Source organism: Legionella sp. (assembly GCF_049790535.1).
Taxonomy (GTDB): domain Bacteria; phylum Pseudomonadota; class Gammaproteobacteria; order Legionellales; family Legionellaceae; genus Legionella.
Genome location: NZ_JBAQZB010000036.1, coordinates 1 through 18,879, shown reverse-complemented (window position 1 = coordinate 18,879; position 18,879 = coordinate 1). Strand labels below are relative to the sequence as shown.

Genomic DNA, 18,879 nt, shown 5'->3' with positions numbered 1-18,879 from the left:
ATACTTATTCCTCAATATCAAGTTGCTTGGGTTGCTGTGCCGTATGTGAATGTTTATTACCAATGCATACTTTCAACTTACGATACATCTTTCGACCCAAAGGATTTTTTGGTAGCATGCCTTTTACAGCAAGTTCGATAATTTTAGCAGGATTTCTTGCTTGCAATTTTTCAAAATTATCTGATTTTATACCGCCAGGATGACCTGTGTGACGGTAATACATCTTATCTTTAAATTTATTACCAGTTACAATAACTTTTTCTGCATTGATGACAATGACGTAATCGCCAGTATCAACATGAGGAGTATATTCAGCTTTATGCTTGCCACGTAAATAACGAGCAATCTTGGTAGCTAAGCGACCCAAAACTTTATCGCTGGCGTCAACCACAAACCAGTCACGTTTGACCTCGTGGCTTTTGGCACTAAATGTCTTCATTAAATGAACTCCGAACTGCCTATATTAGTAATCTTCTATCATGGACGGGCGATTTTAACCAAAACAGAAACATCCTACAAGTAAAAAGGACAAAAATTTAATTAAATTTGTGTAAATAGACCAAATTCAGTATGGAATCATCACCCTAAAGTTATACCTGCCTTGAATCAAATTAACAAGGACTCGGCAATGACGCCAGAAATTAAATAAGTGTTAATAATCTCATCAATATCATCAAAGGAGGTATAAGAATACCATATCCCTTCAGGATAAATTACGATGCACGGCCCCAACCCACAACGCCCAAGACAGCCTGATTTACTCATGCGAATCTTACCTGGACCATGAAGACCCAGCTCAACTAAGCGAGATTTCATATAAGTAAAAAACTCATCACTCCCATATTGGGCACAACATTGTTTACCTACATCCTTCAGGTTAGTACACATTAATATATGTTTCGTATAATAACTCAACGAACTATTATCCTATCTTATCAATTTTAGTTTTTAACTTTAAACCCGATTTAAACGTCACTACTCTTCTGGCAACTACTGGAATTTCTTCACCAGTTTTTGGATTTCGGCCTGGTCTTTGGGGTTTATCCCTTAAAGTAAAATTACCAAAACCAGACAATTTTACATGATGCCCATGCTCAAGAGCATGCCGTACTACCTCAAAAAAATCCTCAACCAATTCCTTGGACGCAGGCTTGGATAGTTTTAATTCATCACCTAATGTTTCTGACATTATTGCTTTGCTCAGTGCATTCACGATTATTCCCTCAATGTGATTGAAAATTCATTTTCCAACATAGTGATTATAGCACTGATTAACAAATTGATCTCAACATCAACTAGAGTACGACCTTCATCTTGTAAGGTCATCGCAATAGCTAAACTTTTCTTGCCTTCAGGAATACCCTGACCCGTATAAACATCAAATACATCAAAAGTTTTTAACCAATTTTCTTTTATAGTACCCCGAACAGCAGATTCAATCTGCTTCACACTAATATTTTTATCTACCAAGAAGGATAAATCTCTGCGAATCTGAGGATATTTTGAAATTGTTTTATAACGAGGTGCCTCATGGCTAATTAGCGCTTGTAAATTTAATTCAAATAAAAGCACATCATAGTGCAAACCAAGTGCATCAGTCAAACGAGGATGCAAAACACCTATCCATCCAACAAAGTCTCCATTGATCTGTATTTGCGCAGATTGGCCTGGATGCAAGGCTTCATGAGGTGCAGCAATAAACTCTACATCAGTTAATTTTAGTGACATGAATAAAGACTGTAAATCACCTTTTAAATCAAAAAAATCTACAGACCGGGTAGTCTCACTCCAATTGGTACCTCCCAGCTCTCCAGTCAACAAACCGGCAATACAAGGACGTTCTGTTAATTGCTGCTGCACGACATCAAAAACCACGCCTATTTCAAACAATTTAATGAAATTTTGTTGTCTATGTACATTGTATATCATTGAGGCGATTAATCCTGGCCACATGCCAACACGCATTTGCGATAATTCAGAAGAAATAGGATTAAGGAGTTGCATAAATTGATGATGTGGATATATTGCTTCTTGCAACTGAGGATCAACAAAACTGTAACTGATTGTTTCATGATACCCTTTACTGCTAAACCAGCACGCAAAGCGTGCTGCGCTTTCCTCACGCACACAGATTGTTCCAGCCTGGAGCAGAGCATTCATTGGCTCAGCTTGTAAATTATCATAACCATAAAGACGAATAACCTCTTCGACTAAATCAACATCGTGCTGAATATCAAAACGGTGGGATGGAATACTTACTTCAAAGAACTTATCATGTTCACCTAGAATCGTAATACCTATTCCTTTTAATAAATTTTTTATTTCTTCATGAGAAATAGCAAGCCCTGTTAATTTTTTAACCTTATTTGTATCAAAGGCAAAAGCAACCGTTGTAGGTAAATGATGTTCATTTTTGACTTCAATAATCGGTCCGGCTTGTCCACCAACAAGTGATAAAATAAGAGCGCTTGCTTGTTCAAGGGCTTTTATTGCTAAATTGGGATCTACACCACGTTCATACCGTTGTGATGCATCGCTAAATAAACCAAATTTTCGCGCTACACCAGCAATAATCTGTGGATTGAAAAAGGCACTTTCTAAAAATAAATCTTGCGTATATGTCTGAACTGCACTGAGTTCACCACCCATAATACCGGCCATAGCTAATGGTTTTTCCTCATCAGCAATGACTAACACGTTTTCATTTAAATGTACCTCTTGACCGTTAAGCAATTGAAGCTGCTCTTTATCATTACTCAAACGAACTTTAATTCCCCCTTGAATGGCTGCTAAATCAAAGGCGTGCATGGGTTGACCTAATTCAAGCATAACGTAATTCATGATATCAACCACTGGATGTACTGCTCGAATTCCTGAGCGGCGTAAACGTTCACTCATCCATAAAGGCGTACTTGTCTGGAGGTTAATATTACGAATAATACGACCGCAATACCAAGGACATTCTTCTGGATTTTGTACCTGTATTGGGAGAACATCATCAATAGTCGGCGTTACCGGAGCATAGGTTTTTTCGTGTAAGGTTTTTTTATTCAGTACGGCAACTTCACGAGCAATACCTAGTACACTGAAACAATCCGCTCGGTTTGGGGTTAAATCAACATCAATCACAAAGTCATCCAGAGATAGATATTCACGCAAATCCATTCCTATTGGCGCATCATTATCTAACTCCATAATTCCATCAGACTGTTCAGCCATTCCTAATTCAGCAATGGAACAAAGCATTCCTTGTGATATTTGACCCCGAAGTTTAGATTCTTTAATTTTAAAGTCACCCGGCAAAACGGCACCAATCTTTGCCAATGCAACTTTTAATCCAGCACGGACATTTGCTGCACCGCAAACGATTTGTAATGGTTTATCAGCATTTATATTTACTTCGCATAAAGTTAATTTATCTGCATCAGGATGAGGCATGGTGCTAAGAACTTCAGCAACGATTACCTGAGTAAACTCTCCAGCCACAGGACTTACCGCATCTACTTCCAAGCCTGCCATAGTCAATTGTGCAGCTAATTCATGTTCAGTTAATGAGAAATTTACCCATTCCCATAACCATAATCTACTTAATTTCATCTCTAATCCTTACCACCTGATTAAATTTCTTATCTATCTATGGTGTATAATACAGGCTCGTTATTTGCTCTTATATTAAACAATGAGAAATACAAATTACTAGTTAACTCTAAAATTGGCTTAAAAAAGTAAGATCATTTTCAAACATCATACGTAAGTCATCAATTCCATAGTACAACATTGCTAACCTGTCCATGCCCATACCAAATGCCCACCCTTGATATTCGTCGGGTAAAATATTTACTGCCTTTAAAACGTTAGGATGCACCATACCGCAACCCAACACTTCAAGCCATCCTGTAAATTTACACAAGCGACAACCTTTTCCACTACATTGAGTACATTCAATATCCACTTCTGCAGAAGGTTCGGTAAAGGGAAAATAAGAAGGCCTAAATCGTAAAGCCAATTTACGCCCAAAAAACTGTGCGAAAAAGTCGTGTAATAATCCTTTTAGACCAGCCAAGTTAGCCTGTTTATCAATCAATAAACCCTCTACCTGATGAAACATTGGCGTATGGGTTAGGTCGGAATCACAACGATATACTCTACCGGGTGCAATTAAACGAAAAGGAGGTTTACATTGTTCCATTGCTCGAATTTGTACTGGAGAAGTATGTGTACGTAATAGACGGCCATCACCAAAATAAAAAGTATCATGCATGGCGCGTGCAGGATGATGTCCTGGTATGTTGAGCGCTTCAAAATTATAAAATTCCGTTTCTATTTCTGGACCATCAACAATGTCAAAGCCTAGGCGACTAAAAAATTCATTAATTCTGTGTTTTACTTGTGTAACGGGATGTAAGGAACCACATTCTTGATTGCGACCAGGAAGTGTAACATCGACACATTCAGCCGAAAGTTTCTCTAAGAGTTGTTTCTCTTTGAGTTCCTGTGTTTTACTTTCAATTAAAGTACTGAGCTCTCGTTTCGTCTGATTGACTAACTGCCCCACTTTAGGTTTCTCTTCAGTAGATAAATGCACAACACTCTTTAAGATTTCCGTTAATCTGCCCTTTTTACCTAAAAAATCAACGCGAATTAATTCTAATTCTTCAATATTTTGTGCCTTATTAATTGCCTCGGAAGCCTGTTCTTGTATGGTAATGATATCCTGCATAATTATGCCCACAAGTAAAAAGGAGGCCAAAGCCTCCTTAAAATTAGTTCATTATAATTGTTGTTTGTAACTTTTCAATAAGTTTAGGCAATACCATGGTATATTCTACGGCTTATCCGCTGAATCCAGTAATCTAGTGTCAAAGCGAAATTTCTGGATTCCGCAAACAAACCGCGTCACATAGTTACTATTAGCCTGCCAGTGCAGCCTTAGCTTGTTCAGCAACGGATGCAAAAGCCACTTTATCGTAAACAGCCATATCAGCCAATATTTTTCTATCCAATTCAATTGATGCTTTCTTTAACCCATCAATTAAACGGCTGTATGATAACCCGCATTCACGAGCTTGTGCATTAATACGAATAATCCATAATGCACGGAATTGACGTTTTTTCTGACGTCTATCACGGTAAGCATACTGACCCGCTTTAATAACTGCTTGTTTGGCAACGCGGTAAGTACGACTACGAGCGCCGTAATAACCTTTAGCAAGCTTCATTATTTTCTTGTGACGCGCTTTCGCTGTCACACCACGTTTAACTCTTGGCATTCTTCATTCTCCCCTTAACTACCGTGCAACATACGCTCTACCAGACGCGCATCGCATGGCTTTAAAGTACTAGCGCCGACACGTAAATGACGTTTTTGCTTAGTAGACTTTTTAGTGAGGATATGATTTCTGTAAGCACCACGGCGTTTAACCGCACCACTTGCTGTTTTACGGAACCGTTTACATGCTCCGCGATGTGATTTTAACTTCGGCATAACACAATACTCCGCATTTTGTTCAGCTACTTAGTTTTTTTGGGTGATAATACCATTAGTAATTGTCTTCCTTCGCGCTTTGCATGTTGTTCTACAACTGCAAATTCGCCAGTATCTTGCTGTATACGCTCAAGAATTTTCATACCAAGTTCTTGATGTGCCATCTCTCGACCACGAAAACGCAAAGTTACTTTGACTTTATCACCATGATTTAGGAAACGGATCAGGTTGCGTAGCTTGACCTGATAATCTCCATCTTCCGTCGTAGGACGAAATTTTAATTCCTTGACCTGAATTTGCTTCTGCTTTTTTCTAGCTTCAGCTTGTTTCTTACTCAGCTCAAAGAGAAACTTTCCATAATCCATAATGCGACATACAGGAGGTTTGGCTGTTGGGGATATTTCTACCAAATCCAAGCCGCCTTCTTCCGCAATACGCAGGGCTTCGCGTGTTAATACAATTCCTGCCTGATTACCATCGACATCAATTAAGCGTACCTCAGGTACATTGATCTGTTCATTAATTCTTGCGCGATCACTTTCACGCTTAGTCGGTGCACTAATGGCTTAATCCCCCCTGCTTATTAATTGGATATCCTTTACAAGCAATTTCTTGCATTAAGCTATCACAAATTGCGTCTATTGTCATCACACCCAAATCTGTGCCTTCTCGGGAACGCACAGCAACTTGACCTGTTTCGACTTCTTTATCCCCTATCACTAATAGGTAAGGAACTTTTTGTAAAGTATGTTCGCGGATTTTAAAGCCAATTTTCTCATTTCTCAAGTCAAAGTTAACTTTAAGTCCTTTTTTTTGCAAAATTTGCGTTACTTTTGATGCATATTCGTTTTGTTTTTCACTTATTGTGAGCACAACAGCATGTATTGGAGATAGCCACAATGGCAATTTTCCCGCGTAATGCTCAATCAGGATTCCCATAAAACGCTCAAAAGATCCTAAAACCGCTCGATGAAGCATTACTGGCGTTTGTTTACTACCATCCTCTGCAATGTAAGTTGCCTCTAAACGACCAGGCATGGAGAAATCAACCTGTATCGTCCCACACTGCCAAATTCTGCCTAGACAATCTGATAATGAGCATTCAATTTTAGGCCCATAAAAAGCGCCCTCGCCTGGAGCATCAATCCATTGAATGTTTCGGTCGCTCATTGCCTGTTTTAAGGCAACTTCTGCTTTATCCCATACCTCATCACCACCAACTCGTTTTTCTGGGCGTAAGGCTAGACGGTATTTAATTTCATGAAAACCAAAATCTGTATAGACTGATTGCACCAATTGCAACATCATATCCACTTCAGATTGAATTTGTTGTTCCGTACAAAAAATATGTGCGTCATCTTGCACCATATTCCGGACACGCATCAAACCATGTAATGAGCCCGAAGGTTCACAACGATGGCAATTGCCAAACTCAGAAAATCTTAAAGGTAAATCTCTATAGCTTTTTAGACCTTGATTATAAATCTGAATATGACATGGACAGTTCATTGGTTTTACAGCATAGTGGCGGTTATCCGTTTCCGTAACAAACATCTCATCTCTAAAATTAGCCCAATGCCCCGATTTTTCCCAAAGAATTTTATCTACTAATTGAGGTGTTTTAATTTCTTGATAACCAAAATCAGCTAATCTGGAGCGCATGTAGCGTTCAAGTTCTTGATAAATAGCCCATCCTTTTGGATGCCAGAATACCATTCCTGGAGCGATATCTTGAAAATGGAACAACTCCAAACTCTTGCCTAATTTGCGATGATCTCGCTTTTCGGCCTCTTCCAAACGGAATAAATAATCTGCCAAGGATTTTTTATCAGCCCAAGCAGTACCATAAATGCGCTGTAACATTTCATTGTTTGAATCACCACGCCAATAGGCACCAGCTAACTTAGTTAACTTAAATGCGCGTAAAAAACCAGTTGCTGGCACGTGGGGGCCACGACAAAGATCTTCAAAATCACCTTGTTTGTATAGGGACAGTACTTCATTGACCGGAATATCTGCAATAATTTGAGCTTTATATTCCTCACCGATACTTTTAAAGTAATTAATTGCCTCATCTCGTGGTAATTCTCGACGCGTAATCGGATAATTTGCTTTTGCTAGTTCCGTCATTTTTGCTTCGATTTGTTCTAAATCTGCTGGAGTAAAAGGTCTTTGGAAAGCAAAATCATAATAAAAACCATCATCAATAACGGGACCTATAGTCACTTGAGCACTGGGGAAAAGACATTTAACTGCTTGCGCTAATAAATGAGCCGTAGAATGACGAATCACATCCAGGCTTTCTTCTTGTTTTTCTGTAAGAATCATTAAAGTGCAATCGTGAGTAATCAGATAAGAAGTATCAACCAATCGGTCATCCAACCGACCTGCCAAAGCAGCCTTAGCTAACCCAGAACTTATACTTTGTGCTACATCATAGACAGTCAAAGGCACTTCAAAATGTTTTACACTTCCATCAGGTAATTTAATATTTAACATGATTTATCCATCTGTCCGTCAAGCACTTCTTCTAAAAAAAAACCCTGCATCGCAGGGCTTAAACTGTAATCTAAAATTTAAAAATTCAGTGATGTGGTAGGCACGAGTGGGATCGAACCACCGACCACCACCATGTCAAGGTGGTGCTCTACCACTGAGCTACGTGCCTAAAATCGACCTGGATACATATTGGGGTGGAGTATATAATAAGGTTATATTCCAAAGCAAATTATTTAAATCGTTGGGGCAAAAAAATCAACTCATCCAAAAACCATTATTCTCATACCTGCGAGGTATAGAACGTGAAATTAATCAGACCAGCAGTAAAAAAGCAAATGTTTGGTTTTGCGATAACCGGCATGTTAAGTACATTAATTATGTTTGTGCTCTATGTAATTTTATATAAATTCATCAGCTATCAATACGCTTATTTAATTGCTTACAGTGGTTCAGTAATTGCGCTTTATTTTATGAACACGCTTGTATTTGAAGGGCATGGCTCATTACAGACTCTTTTAGGATTTCCCCTTATCTATTTATTACAATATGTGCTCGGTGCAGCATTTTTAGAAATGATGGTAGTGTTTGGATTTTCAATAACTTTTGCCCCACTAGTGGTAGTAATTGTTTTGTTGCCTCTAACTTTTTTACTAAATCGCATTGTTTTTCAGAATAATAAATAACATAAAAAATAAAAAGGCCCGAATGATGGAGGTCATTCCGGCCCTAAATGCGAGGTTAACCGCCATGGTTAAACCACTTTTCCGTTTGTTGAACTGTTGTGCGATACTTGTTCCATCGTGTATCACCGATTTCCATGTTATTAGACTTGTGAAATTTTTTTTCCGTAAATTTCACAGCGATTATAATACTTTAGTTTCCATTGTCAACAATTAATTTCCAAAAGAAACAATATGTTTTCATAAATACTAATATTTGCAGGTTTATTCGTGCTTTGTTACACTGCTTGCAGTTTTTCATCTTCTGGTTTTTGCATTTTCATGGAAAAAATTGATTTAACGAAACAGTTTGCTTATCGCTTACGTAATGCCATGGTCGCTGCTGGTTTTAATTCACAACGATCTACATCGGGTGTGTGCATTCATAAATTATCAGAAATTACTGGGTATTCATTACAAATTTGCAGAAAATACCTTCGTGGTGAAGCCCTACCTGAACCACTTAAATTAATAGAAATTGCAACGAAACTTTATGTTTCGCCTGGTTGGTTATTATTTGGGGAATCTCCTCATGATCAAGGAATTTTACAAGATAACATATTCATTAATAAATCGTTACTCCACTACATTTTCATTAAGATCGCAAGCTTATATAATGGTTCACTTAAGGAAGAAGAAGTATCTGCTTTTTTAATGGAACTGATTCATGATATCAGTCTAATCAATGCTAACGAAGAACAATCGAAAAAAATTATAGATTTGGCTTTAGCTTCAGTGAAACATTTTCGCCATTCACATGGAACATAAAGTAAAAATAGTTTTGTGGATAATAATCGTAGTGAAGTAAAGCTCCAGCCTGAAATTTTTGAAGTGCTGATTGAGTCAATATCTAAAGTTTAAATGCCCTTAAAGACTCCGCTACTTAAATATAAAAATACTCCATGGGAGAAAAAATACACCTCAGAGCAATGGTGAATATTTTTCTCCCACAACGATACGGAGTTTAATCTACTTCTTTAACTGAAAGAATACTCACCTCTTCAACAGGCACGTCTGCGTGTCCGTTACTTTGTCCTGTTTTAACTTTAGCAATAGCATCCACTACATCCATACCTTCAACCACTTCACCAAATACACAGTAACCAAAACCCTGCATATTTTCGCCTGTGTAATTTAAGAAACCATTATCAGCAACATTAATGAAAAATTGCGCTGTTGCAGAATGAGGGTCCATAGTTCTTGCCATCGCGATGGTACCTCGCATGTTAGGCTTACCCTTTTGGGCTTCATTTTTAATTGCGCCTTGTGTTTGCTTTTGTTCCATATCCGAATTAAGACCGCCCCCTTGAATCATAAAACCTGTGATAACCCGATGAAAAATCGTATTATCATAAAAACCGTTACGAACATAATTCAGAAAGTTTTCTACTGTTACTGGAGTGTTTTCTGTATCTAATTGAATATGAATATCACCCTTAGAGGTGCTTATAACTACCATTATGTCTCCTGTGAGTTAATTACCAAATTGCGCATTTTATCACAAACATCATGCATTACATGAATATTGTGAATACTAGCCAAAGCAGTAAAAAGATTAGCCTTTTGTTTAAATAGCTGATGTAAATAAGAGCGTGAGTAATGACGACAGGTATAACATTTACAAGACGCCATAATGGGTGACATATCTGCACCAAAACATGATTTTTTGATCTGAATCCGTCCATTTTCATGTTCACTAACAAAACGCAACCAATTACCCTCACGAACTACTTCACCACAATATAAAGCTCCATGCCGTGCATTACGCGTGGGCGCAACACAATCGAACATATCTATTCCTTCAGCAACAACATCCAAAAGATCCTGGGGTGACATTCCAACTCCCATGGTATAACGCGGTTTATTTTCAGGTAAATAATCGCGTACCCAATGAATCACCTCCACAGTGGTTTTCATATCAAACCCTATAGTTTCCCCTCCTATTGCAATACCCTCCGTATTCATCGATGAAACAAAATCAGCACTTTCACGGCGTAAATCTTTAAATACACCCCCTTGAATAATACCAAATAACGCCTGTTGATAACCGTAACGCGACATAGGATGCTGCTGCTGATAGTGCATTGATTGCTTTAACCATCGATGTGTACGCATCATGATTTGCACAACTTCGTCTTTAGAGCAATTATCTGGAGTACACTGATCAAAGGCCATAATGAGATCAGCACCAATAATCTTTTGCGTTTTCAGAGACATTTCGGGCGTCATATGAATTAAACCTTGATTATCTGGCAGCCTAAAGTGTGCTCCTTCTTCATCTATGGTACAAATTTTTTTATTCTTGGATAAACTAAAAACCTGAAAACCACCACTGTCAGTTAACATAGGACCATGCCATCCCATAAATGAGTGCATGCCACCTGCCTTTTCAATAACCTCCATTCCTGGCGCACATAACATGTGATACGTATTTCCGCCCAAAATAATCTGACTGTGTGCTGTATGTAATTCAGCAGGAGTCATGTTGTTAACGCCCGCACGTGTTCCAACTGGCATAAAAACAGGCGTTATAAATTCACCATGGGCAGTTTTAACACGCGTCACACGAGCTTTAGTAGCTGAGTGTCTATGCAACACTTCGCAGGAAAAGGTTTTCATTCGAGTTAAAAATAATTTAAAAAGGCGATAATAGCTAAGTCAACCCCAGATTACCAGCTTTAAGAAATGTAGCTCCCTTATTCTGTTCATCCGTCATTTCGTAAATCCAGAACAACAATAACAATTTAGAAATTATTTAAGTCAAAACGAGACGAACGGGTACTCAAAAACAAGAAACATCCCATGAGCACCATAAACGTAAAATACAAAGCACTCCATCCCGGCATCGAAATGCCCCAAAAGCTCCAAGTTATTTCCGCACACTCACCAGTTCCCCAGAATAAAGTGTGCATAATCGTTTGCCAGGGAAAATAATGAATCAAAATATCTAAACCTGGCATACACGCAGGTACTTGTGATGGTGGGAAGGATTGCAGCCATAACTGGCGTAATGCAAAAAACAGACCTACCCCTGCAAAAATTATTTGCAACAAACTAATGTAATGTGCCCTTTGCACGGTACAGAAACTTAATCCCATAATGGCTAATAATAAAAAGACACAAACCCGTTGCATAATACACAAAGGGCAAGGCGTCAGGCCAACGATATACTGAAAATAAAAGGAACTAAATAATACACATAAGGTAAGTAAGGCATTAACTGTTTGAAGCCGTTTGAATGTTAATTTTGTCATGATTGAGGCAACATATAAGCTATTGCAGCCTTCAAATCATCTTCATTACATTTAAAACAAGTCCCTTTTGCGGGCATAGCATTTAAACCTTTTATTGAGGAAGTAACTAAATCATTTAATGTTCTACTAACCCTACGTTGCTTCCAATCCTGTTCATTCCTAAATTTAGGTGCGCCGGCTAAACCTTGATTATGGCATACTGTACAATATTGCTCATATATTTTTTGTCCCTGTTTTTTTTTTGCCAACTTAGTAACCGCTTTATTTTTAGCCTCTGGTTGACTCTGCATAGAAACTTGACCTAAACGTTGAGTTTTTAATTGTATTTCTTGGCTCGTTATCTCACCTGCGTAAAGCGCAAATGAAAAAAATGACAGCATCACACCAAGCAACTTCATATCTATACACCTCTTTGATCCAATTTAAAAATCATACCGATAAGTGAACTATTTTTCCATACCATTTATTACTGGTTTGATGTAGTAATAAATAATTTTCATAGTTTTAAATGGATATTTTATTAACCGATACCGACGCGGCAACCACTACCGCATCCAGCAGCGGAACTATTGCTGGCGCGCGGATGCTTACCGCTACTCCTTCACAGGATACAGAAGTCAATGTTCCTTATTCACAAGCAAATACAGTTTTCGGAGGAACAGCGCCTTATACTTACAGTGTGTCTACGGGTACAGTGCCTGCAGGAACAAGCTTAGATACGACGGGAACAGTTTATCCTGCACAGTGAGTGTCTTGAGGAACGATACTGCCTACACATTTTCGGTGTCCACTACAACTACAGTGAGTGGTGCTAATGAAACGGGTTCTGCAACTTTTTCCAGCTCGGTAACACCTAAAGCAGTGTTTACTGTCAGTCCATCTACACTAGCACTTTCTGGTCTTGGCAGTGGCAATGTAAGAACAATTACCCTCATCAATAACTCACATACCTCCATCACGATTTCACAAACCCCTGTGACTCCCGATTTTTCACCCGCACTTCCATCGGGAACTACTTTATCGTCCACAACATGTACCACAAGTAATGATTTATCACCCAATGGAGGGTCATGTACACTCACCCTGACTCCTGGTAGTACCCTCTCTTCGGATAACACGCACAACCAGTGTTGCACCAGAGGTCAGTGCTGTTTCAGTCAGTATCAGCGCAGGTTCAGTAACCGCCGACGTGCTGGGCTAGGGCTGTCAGTATCACGGAAGCTATCTTTTCTCCCTCCCACAAGCCCCAATACATCATCCAGTCAGCCTGCCACATTACAACTAGGTCAGCTCAATTGTAACTCGGTGAATGACAGCGCTTGTCTCACTATGAATACTTTTGTTTATTACGGCTCAGGAACCAATTATGTAGCAGGTCTTTGCCAACAAGCGTTAGATAATAATGGTGCAACATGTTCCTAAGGCTCGAACTGTTACACGGATTAGTATTTACCTTCAACCTGCGATTTAGGACCTTTTGGCTCTACAGGCGATACTGGTAACTACCGATTTTTAACTGGTTCCCAATCATGCATTTCTGGTAGTACTAATATTCAAAATGAATTGGTTAGCACAGGGATTGTGAGTTTATCTGGTGACTATTAGGGCGCAACTGAGTCCTCACTTGCTTCCCAGGCCAACGGGTGGTACCAGAATTTCCTTGCCTCTAGTGGCAGTTCGCAGGACATCAACGATAAGTACGTTTTTTATAGTGTTCGTTGCGTGAGGAGCTTAACCAATTAAGGTGTTTTTATGATCCAATTTACACAAAGCTTAAAAAAGGCTATATTAAAGTTAACGTCATCAAAAGGAACTGATATGGCTAATACGAATAACATTGTGGATATTCCTGGTTCTGAGAACCTACAACGTAATTGGGGATGGCTTTTAGGACTAGGAATTGTGCTTTTGATCATGGGCACTATTGGTTTAGGCATGGACATCGCACTAACTATTGTCAGTATGTATTTTTTTGCCGCTCTATTAATGATTTCAGGTATATCACATTTTGCCGATGCATTTAGATATAAACAATGGAAGGGTGCTGTTTGGCAAATTTTCGTCGCCATTCTTTACCTTATTGCTACTGCTATTATTTTATACGATCCTCTTTTAGCATCAACAGTAATTACTGCATTACTGGCGTGGACTCTTATTATTCTTGGAACTACCCGAATTGCCATGGCCTGGTCATTGAAAGATAATTCAAGTCGCTGGATATTATTCTCAGGAATTACGTCTCTTCTTCTAGGTATACTTATTTTACTGCATTGGCCATCGAGCGGATTATGGGTTATTGGAATGTTTATTGCGATTGATATGATAGTCAGTGGTTGGACTTATATTTTCACGGCAATTGCGCTTCGTTCAGCTAAATAAAACTTGTAACCTGGATGCATCCGGGTTACAAGTTTTATAGTAAAGTATGATACGATACGCTTCATCAAGTAACTATCAGCAACCTATAATGTTAAGAACAATTCGTATTGCAACCCGAAGAAGTCCCCTTGCGTTATGGCAAGCCAATCACGTTCGTGATCTGCTGCTTAAACAATGGCCCAATCTCACTATTCAACTGTTACCTATGACAACATCGGGGGATAAATTTCTTAAAGATAAACTTCTAGCAATCGGTGGAAAGGGTTTATTTGTAAAAGAATTAGAACAGGCTTTAGTAGATAAAAGAGCAGATCTTGCTATTCATTCAGCTAAAGATATGCCTGCAGAATTTCCTGCAGGATTAACTCTGGCAGCCATATGTAAACGAGATAATCCATTTGATGTATTAGTCAGTAAACACTATTCCAGTCTGTCAAATCTGCCTCAACACGCTACGGTCGGTACAGGAAGTCTCCGACGTCAATCCCAATTACTAGCCTATAGACCCGATTTATGCATTAAACCGTTACGTGGCAATATTAATACTCGTCTTGCCAAACTTGAGGCAGGAGAATACGATGCCATTCTCCTTGCTGCTGCAGGACTTGAACGTATGGGCTTTAATAATGCAATCACCGAACAATTATCGGATAAGATTATGTTACCAGCCTGCGGGCAAGGCGCTTTAGCCATCGAATGCAGAACAGATGATAAAGAAATGCGCGAACTAGTTCATAGTTTAAATGATCCTCTATCTTCTGTTTGCGTGCATACTGAACGCCAGGTCAATGCGCTATTAGGTGGAAATTGTCATGTGCCTTTAGCTGTTTTTTGTGCACCAACTCAACACGGAAAATTAATGCTGCAAGCAAAAATTTTAAATCATGACGGATCTCATGTCATTTTAGATCACCAAACAGGAACTTTGGATGAAGCAGCTACTTTAGCTGACAACTGCTCGCGTTCTTTGCTAGCACAGGGTGCTGTTGCTCTTCTTGCATCGAATACCCAATGAGCCGCTCACTCCGTGGATTACGTATTTTAAATACACGCCCACATAAACAGGCAGCAAGTTTAAGTACAGCAATTCGTGCAGGTGGTGGTAGCGTCATTGAATTACCTACCTTGGAAATTCAGGCCACACCGGACTGGTTACACTCTTTACCTGACTTGAAAAAAATAAATCAAGCCATTTTTGTCAGTGCTAATGCAGTAGAACATTGCTTTATGCAACTAAACCAAGCAAATATTTCCTGGCCTTCATCAATTAAAGTAATTGCTATAGGACAAGGCTCTACTATGATGCTTAAGCAGTTTGATACGCACGTCCATATGATACCTGAGATGCCTAATAGTGAACATTTATTAGTCATTAACAGCTTACAACAACCGCAAAAACAAAATATCCTTTTAGTTAAAGGAAAAGAAGGACGAACGCTTATTGAGGAAACACTCTCTAGCAGGGGAGCAAACCTAATAGTCCTTAACGTATATCAACGGGCTATGCCTAAAATAAACCCTCAATTTGTAAAATCAATCTGGCGCGAAGATTTAGTGGATATTATACTGATAACTAGTGAGCAATCGATACATCATCTTTTTAAACTATTTGAAGAAGAGGCTCATAATTGGCTGCGCAGTAAAACCTGTCTGGTACTCAGCGAACGGCTAGCTCACGTTGCCTTTTCATTGGGGATAAATACAATTATTCGCAGCCATCCCAGCAGAATGATGAACGCGTTGTTTAACTATGTTATCAAGGATTAATTTATGGCTAACCACGATGAAGAACAAGAAAAAACACCTGAACTAGAGCAACACGCCCATGAGGAACAAGGCACAAAGAACCACAAAACCCTTACGACCTCTAAAAATAAATCGCTTATAACCATGGGGGCAGTCATTATTGCTCTTGGAGCCCTAGCAACATCCTTATATACCTTATCCCTTAATCAACAAGTACACGATCAATTAATTGATAAAAATAACCAATTGTCGACCCAATTGGATAAACTTGATCAAAAACAAGAGAAAACCCAAAATCAAATTAATGCAGATATGGAGACAAAAACGAATACGGTCCAAGAAATGGGCTCTTCATTGCAAGCTAAATTCGATGAATTAAATAAACAGGTACACAATGCACTAAGCCAACGATTGTATCAAAATCAAAACTGGCAGCTACTTAAAGCGCGCTATTATCTTGAATTGGCACAAATTAATGGCCATTGGAGTAAAAATAGTTCCTCAATGGTGGCGATGTTGCAACAAGCCGATCAATTATTACACCAATTAAATGATCCCAAGATTTTTGACATCAGACAGGCAATAGCCAAAGACATTGCCCAATTACAGGCATTACCAAAGGTTGATGTAGTTGGCATACTCGGTCAATTAGATGCTGCGCAAAATAGTCTTAATGAACTGAATATTCCAGCAATTCAGAGCATCGACAAACACGAAATAACAAAAGTACCTGAAACACCCCATCAAGATGCACTGTCTGTCTGGCGCCTGCATTTACAAGACAGTTTGAACTTGCTGAATAAACTAGTGGTTATACGGCGTAATGACACACCTATCAAACCACTTATCTCACCAGAATTTGAAGCCCTCCTTAAAGAAAATATTCGCTTGAATCTGCAAGAAGCACAATGGGCTGTTCTCAATAGAAATCCTCAGGTCTATCAGTTAATGCTTAATCAGGCAATTACAACTATTAGAAAGAACTTCAATGAAGATGCCGAGAACACTAAAGAACTGATAAAAATGTTAACTGAATTGCAGAAAATTGAACTAACACAAAAAAAACTTCAAATCGGCGCAGAACTACCCCTGCTCATTCAATTAATCAATGCGAATGAGCCCCGAGTAAATGCACCTAACACAACGAAGCAAGGAGGAATCTCACAATGACACGTCTTTTCCTGGCTTTTTTTGTTTTATTGACCGCAATAGTTTTGGGAGTTCAGCTTAATAAAGACCCAGGCTATGTATTGATTGCAATAAATCATTGGACCGTTGAAACCACATTTTGGGTTTTGATCCTGGGTTTAATTTTTTTATTTTTGCTCCTGCATCTTTGCCTGCGCTTAGGTCATAAAATTTCTCATGCACCAACAGCGATAGGTCGCTGGCATTCAAAACGATTAGCACAAAAAGCACGAGCGATTACTCGTAAAGGTTTAATAGAATACAGTGAAGGATATTGGAATAAAGCAAAAAATCATTTAGTTCAGGCATTACCGAATACTGATACTCCTTTGTTAAATTATTTAACCGCGGCACGAGCTGCACAAAAAATGGGTGACAGCCAGTTACGCGATGATTTTCTACGTGAAGCACAACAATCCATGCCCGAAGCAAAAATTGCCGTTGAATTAACTCAGGCACAATTGCAATTAGCGAATCATCAATGGGAGCAAGCTTTAGCGACGTTACGACATTTACAGGATATTGCACCTCGTCATCCTTATGTATTAAAGCTACTGATGCAATTTTATCAAGAAGTAAGAGATTGGCCACAACTAATTGCCTTGCTGCCCAATTTAAAAAAATATAATGTGGTAAAGCAGCAAGAAGAGTTTGAGTCCTTACAACGCAATGCCTATTTGCAAGCGCTTACAGATCTTGCTCGTCACAATCAATCTGAAGCAACAACTGCACTATTCAATTCACTGCCAAAACCCTTAGCGACTGATCCCGATATTGTCGCAGAATATGTGCGTTTTTTATTGCGTAATAATGATCATGCCAGTAGCACAAATTTATTACGTCGTTGTCTTCGCAAATATTTCAATCCTCAATTGATAGCACTGTATAGCAGCTTACCCAGCAATGAAAATCAGCTAATTTTTGCCGAAAGCTTACTCAAAAAGAATGCTCATTCCGCAGCCCTGTATTTGTGTTTAGGTCAACTATGCATCAAACAGCAATTATGGGGAAAAGCAATACATTACCTTGAACAATCCAATGAAATTGAACCCTCACCCTCGGCTTATGTAACTTTAGGAAAACTTCATGAGCAACTTGGTGATCCCGTCGTTGCTTGTGCAAGTTATAAACGAGGACTTGAATTAGTAACACAACAGCAAACTGAATTCTCCTGGGAAAAAACAAGAGAGTACACTTCAGATTAGTAAACATTAGTATCAAACTACTTGTCCCCATTTATTTTGAAATAGTAGTTTTACTAAAGTTTTTTATTTGACTAGCTGGTTTTATGATATGTTGATAATTTATTAATCAATTAATCAGATTTTAGCCAATTGTTCATCACGATATTATCAGGATATACTTACTACCGCTGTGCCAGTGTCACTACTTTATTATGAGATCATTTTCAGATAATATTGTTTTTTTTGAAAATTTCACAACTTAAAGGATTAATGTTGGTATGAATGTGAAACTGAATAAGCTTGCTTTTTTGGTTACAAACGCCTATCAAATCAATACTAAAACTAACTGGCAAGGCTTTTAGGCGGTAGGTGCAAATCATACTTTTGAAAACCTCAAGTTTTCATTTTATCAGTTATCCTGGGGG

22 protein-coding genes and 1 tRNA gene are annotated in these 18,879 nt (G+C 38.7%); 8 read left to right on the top strand and 15 right to left on the bottom strand.

The genetic code is table 11. The features are described from left to right. Nucleotides 1–4: 4 nt before the first annotated feature. The 10 genes from rplM to WA877_RS01670 form a co-directional block, all read right to left on the bottom strand. Nucleotides 5–439 carry a 50S ribosomal protein L13 gene (gene rplM, locus WA877_RS01715; RefSeq protein ID WP_425169212.1) on the bottom strand — a complete coding sequence of 145 codons (435 nt, stop codon included), beginning with the start codon at nucleotides 437–439 and terminating at the stop codon, nucleotides 5–7. Nucleotides 440–606: 167 nt separating this feature from the next. Continuing rightward, nucleotides 607–915, bottom strand: a complete 309-nt coding sequence (locus WA877_RS01710) for a (2Fe-2S) ferredoxin domain-containing protein (protein ID WP_425169211.1) — start codon at nucleotides 913–915, stop codon at nucleotides 607–609. 7 nt (nucleotides 916–922) lie between these two features. Beyond that, entirely contained in the window at nucleotides 923–1,213 is a 291-nt protein-coding gene (locus WA877_RS01705; RefSeq protein WP_425169210.1) for an integration host factor subunit alpha, read from the bottom strand. A 2-nt stretch (nucleotides 1,214–1,215) separates the two neighbouring features. After that, complete coding sequence (gene pheT / locus WA877_RS01700) at nucleotides 1,216–3,597, bottom strand: phenylalanine--tRNA ligase subunit beta (protein WP_425169209.1); 2,382 nt, start codon at nucleotides 3,595–3,597, stop codon at nucleotides 1,216–1,218. A gap of 109 nt (nucleotides 3,598–3,706) precedes the next feature. Continuing rightward, nucleotides 3,707–4,720: a phenylalanine--tRNA ligase subunit alpha gene (gene pheS / locus WA877_RS01695; protein WP_425169208.1), complete on the bottom strand. Its 1,014-nt coding sequence runs from the start codon at nucleotides 4,718–4,720 to the stop codon at nucleotides 3,707–3,709. A gap of 190 nt (nucleotides 4,721–4,910) precedes the next feature. After that, a complete protein-coding gene (rplT, locus tag WA877_RS01690; RefSeq protein WP_425169207.1) occupies nucleotides 4,911–5,270 on the bottom strand; it encodes a 50S ribosomal protein L20 in 360 nt (119 codons plus the stop codon). Between the two features lie 14 nt (nucleotides 5,271–5,284). After that, entirely contained in the window at nucleotides 5,285–5,485 is a 201-nt protein-coding gene (gene rpmI / locus WA877_RS01685; protein ID WP_425169206.1) for a 50S ribosomal protein L35, read from the bottom strand. Nucleotides 5,486–5,511: 26 nt separating this feature from the next. Continuing rightward, on the bottom strand, nucleotides 5,512–6,048 hold the full coding sequence (gene infC, locus WA877_RS01680) for a translation initiation factor IF-3 (RefSeq protein ID WP_425169230.1): 537 nt from the start codon (nucleotides 6,046–6,048) through the stop codon (nucleotides 5,512–5,514). Next, on the bottom strand, nucleotides 6,044–7,984 hold the full coding sequence (thrS, locus tag WA877_RS01675) for a threonine--tRNA ligase (RefSeq protein ID WP_425169205.1): 1,941 nt from the start codon (nucleotides 7,982–7,984) through the stop codon (nucleotides 6,044–6,046). The genes infC and thrS overlap by 5 nt, the downstream gene beginning before the upstream one ends. 94 nt (nucleotides 7,985–8,078) lie before the next feature. Continuing rightward, a tRNA-Val gene (locus WA877_RS01670) sits at nucleotides 8,079–8,153 on the bottom strand. 133 nt (nucleotides 8,154–8,286) lie between these two features. On the opposite strand from WA877_RS01670, the gene WA877_RS01665 reads away from it, so the two are divergent. Further along, a complete protein-coding gene (locus WA877_RS01665; RefSeq protein ID WP_425169204.1) occupies nucleotides 8,287–8,667 on the top strand; it encodes a GtrA family protein in 381 nt (126 codons plus the stop codon). Nucleotides 8,668–8,985: 318 nt separating this feature from the next. Next, nucleotides 8,986–9,471 carry a helix-turn-helix domain-containing protein gene (locus WA877_RS01660; RefSeq protein ID WP_425169203.1) on the top strand — a complete coding sequence of 162 codons (486 nt, stop codon included), beginning with the start codon at nucleotides 8,986–8,988 and terminating at the stop codon, nucleotides 9,469–9,471. Nucleotides 9,472–9,667: 196 nt separating this feature from the next. Here WA877_RS01660 and WA877_RS01655 read toward each other — a convergent pair whose 3' ends face one another. The 4 genes from WA877_RS01655 to WA877_RS01640 form a co-directional block, all read right to left on the bottom strand. After that, nucleotides 9,668–10,162 (bottom strand): peptidylprolyl isomerase, encoded by a 495-nt coding sequence (locus tag WA877_RS01655; RefSeq protein ID WP_425169202.1) that lies wholly within the window; start codon nucleotides 10,160–10,162, stop codon nucleotides 9,668–9,670. After that, a complete protein-coding gene (gene tgt, locus WA877_RS01650) occupies nucleotides 10,162–11,322 on the bottom strand; it encodes a tRNA guanosine(34) transglycosylase Tgt (protein WP_425169201.1) in 1,161 nt (386 codons plus the stop codon). The genes WA877_RS01655 and tgt overlap by 1 nt, the downstream gene beginning before the upstream one ends. 125 nt (nucleotides 11,323–11,447) lie before the next feature. Then, entirely contained in the window at nucleotides 11,448–11,957 is a 510-nt protein-coding gene (locus WA877_RS01645; protein WP_425169200.1) for a disulfide bond formation protein B, read from the bottom strand. Beyond that, a complete protein-coding gene (locus tag WA877_RS01640; RefSeq protein ID WP_425169199.1) occupies nucleotides 11,954–12,355 on the bottom strand; it encodes a c-type cytochrome in 402 nt (133 codons plus the stop codon). The genes WA877_RS01645 and WA877_RS01640 overlap by 4 nt, the downstream gene beginning before the upstream one ends. A 185-nt stretch (nucleotides 12,356–12,540) precedes the next feature. Between WA877_RS01640 and WA877_RS01635 the strand changes: the two genes are divergently transcribed. Further along, complete coding sequence (locus WA877_RS01635; protein WP_425169198.1) at nucleotides 12,541–12,705, top strand: putative Ig domain-containing protein; 165 nt, start codon at nucleotides 12,541–12,543, stop codon at nucleotides 12,703–12,705. A gap of 22 nt (nucleotides 12,706–12,727) precedes the next feature. Here the strand turns inward: WA877_RS01635 and WA877_RS01630 are convergent, their stop codons facing one another. After that, a complete protein-coding gene (locus WA877_RS01630) occupies nucleotides 12,728–13,039 on the bottom strand; it encodes a hypothetical protein (protein WP_425169197.1) in 312 nt (103 codons plus the stop codon). Nucleotides 13,040–13,775: 736 nt separating this feature from the next. On the opposite strand from WA877_RS01630, the gene WA877_RS01625 reads away from it, so the two are divergent. From WA877_RS01625 to WA877_RS01605, 5 genes are all read left to right on the top strand, one after another. Further along, nucleotides 13,776–14,336: an HdeD family acid-resistance protein gene (locus tag WA877_RS01625; protein WP_425169229.1), complete on the top strand. Its 561-nt coding sequence runs from the start codon at nucleotides 13,776–13,778 to the stop codon at nucleotides 14,334–14,336. 85 nt (nucleotides 14,337–14,421) lie between these two features. Then, the gene (hemC, locus tag WA877_RS01620) at nucleotides 14,422–15,351 is read left to right on the top strand and encodes a hydroxymethylbilane synthase (protein ID WP_425169228.1); all 930 of its coding nucleotides are present in this window, start codon (nucleotides 14,422–14,424) and stop codon (nucleotides 15,349–15,351) included. Continuing rightward, complete coding sequence (locus WA877_RS01615; RefSeq protein WP_425169196.1) at nucleotides 15,348–16,103, top strand: uroporphyrinogen-III synthase; 756 nt, start codon at nucleotides 15,348–15,350, stop codon at nucleotides 16,101–16,103. Before hemC ends, WA877_RS01615 begins: the two co-directional genes overlap by 4 nt. Nucleotides 16,104–16,106: 3 nt before the next feature. After that, nucleotides 16,107–17,252, top strand: coding sequence for a uroporphyrinogen-III C-methyltransferase (locus tag WA877_RS01610; RefSeq protein WP_425169195.1), 1,146 nt, complete (start codon nucleotides 16,107–16,109; stop codon nucleotides 17,250–17,252). Beyond that, nucleotides 17,249–18,475: a heme biosynthesis HemY N-terminal domain-containing protein gene (locus tag WA877_RS01605; protein ID WP_425169194.1), complete on the top strand. Its 1,227-nt coding sequence runs from the start codon at nucleotides 17,249–17,251 to the stop codon at nucleotides 18,473–18,475. Before WA877_RS01610 ends, WA877_RS01605 begins: the two co-directional genes overlap by 4 nt. The last annotated feature ends 404 nt before the right edge of the window (nucleotides 18,476–18,879 follow it).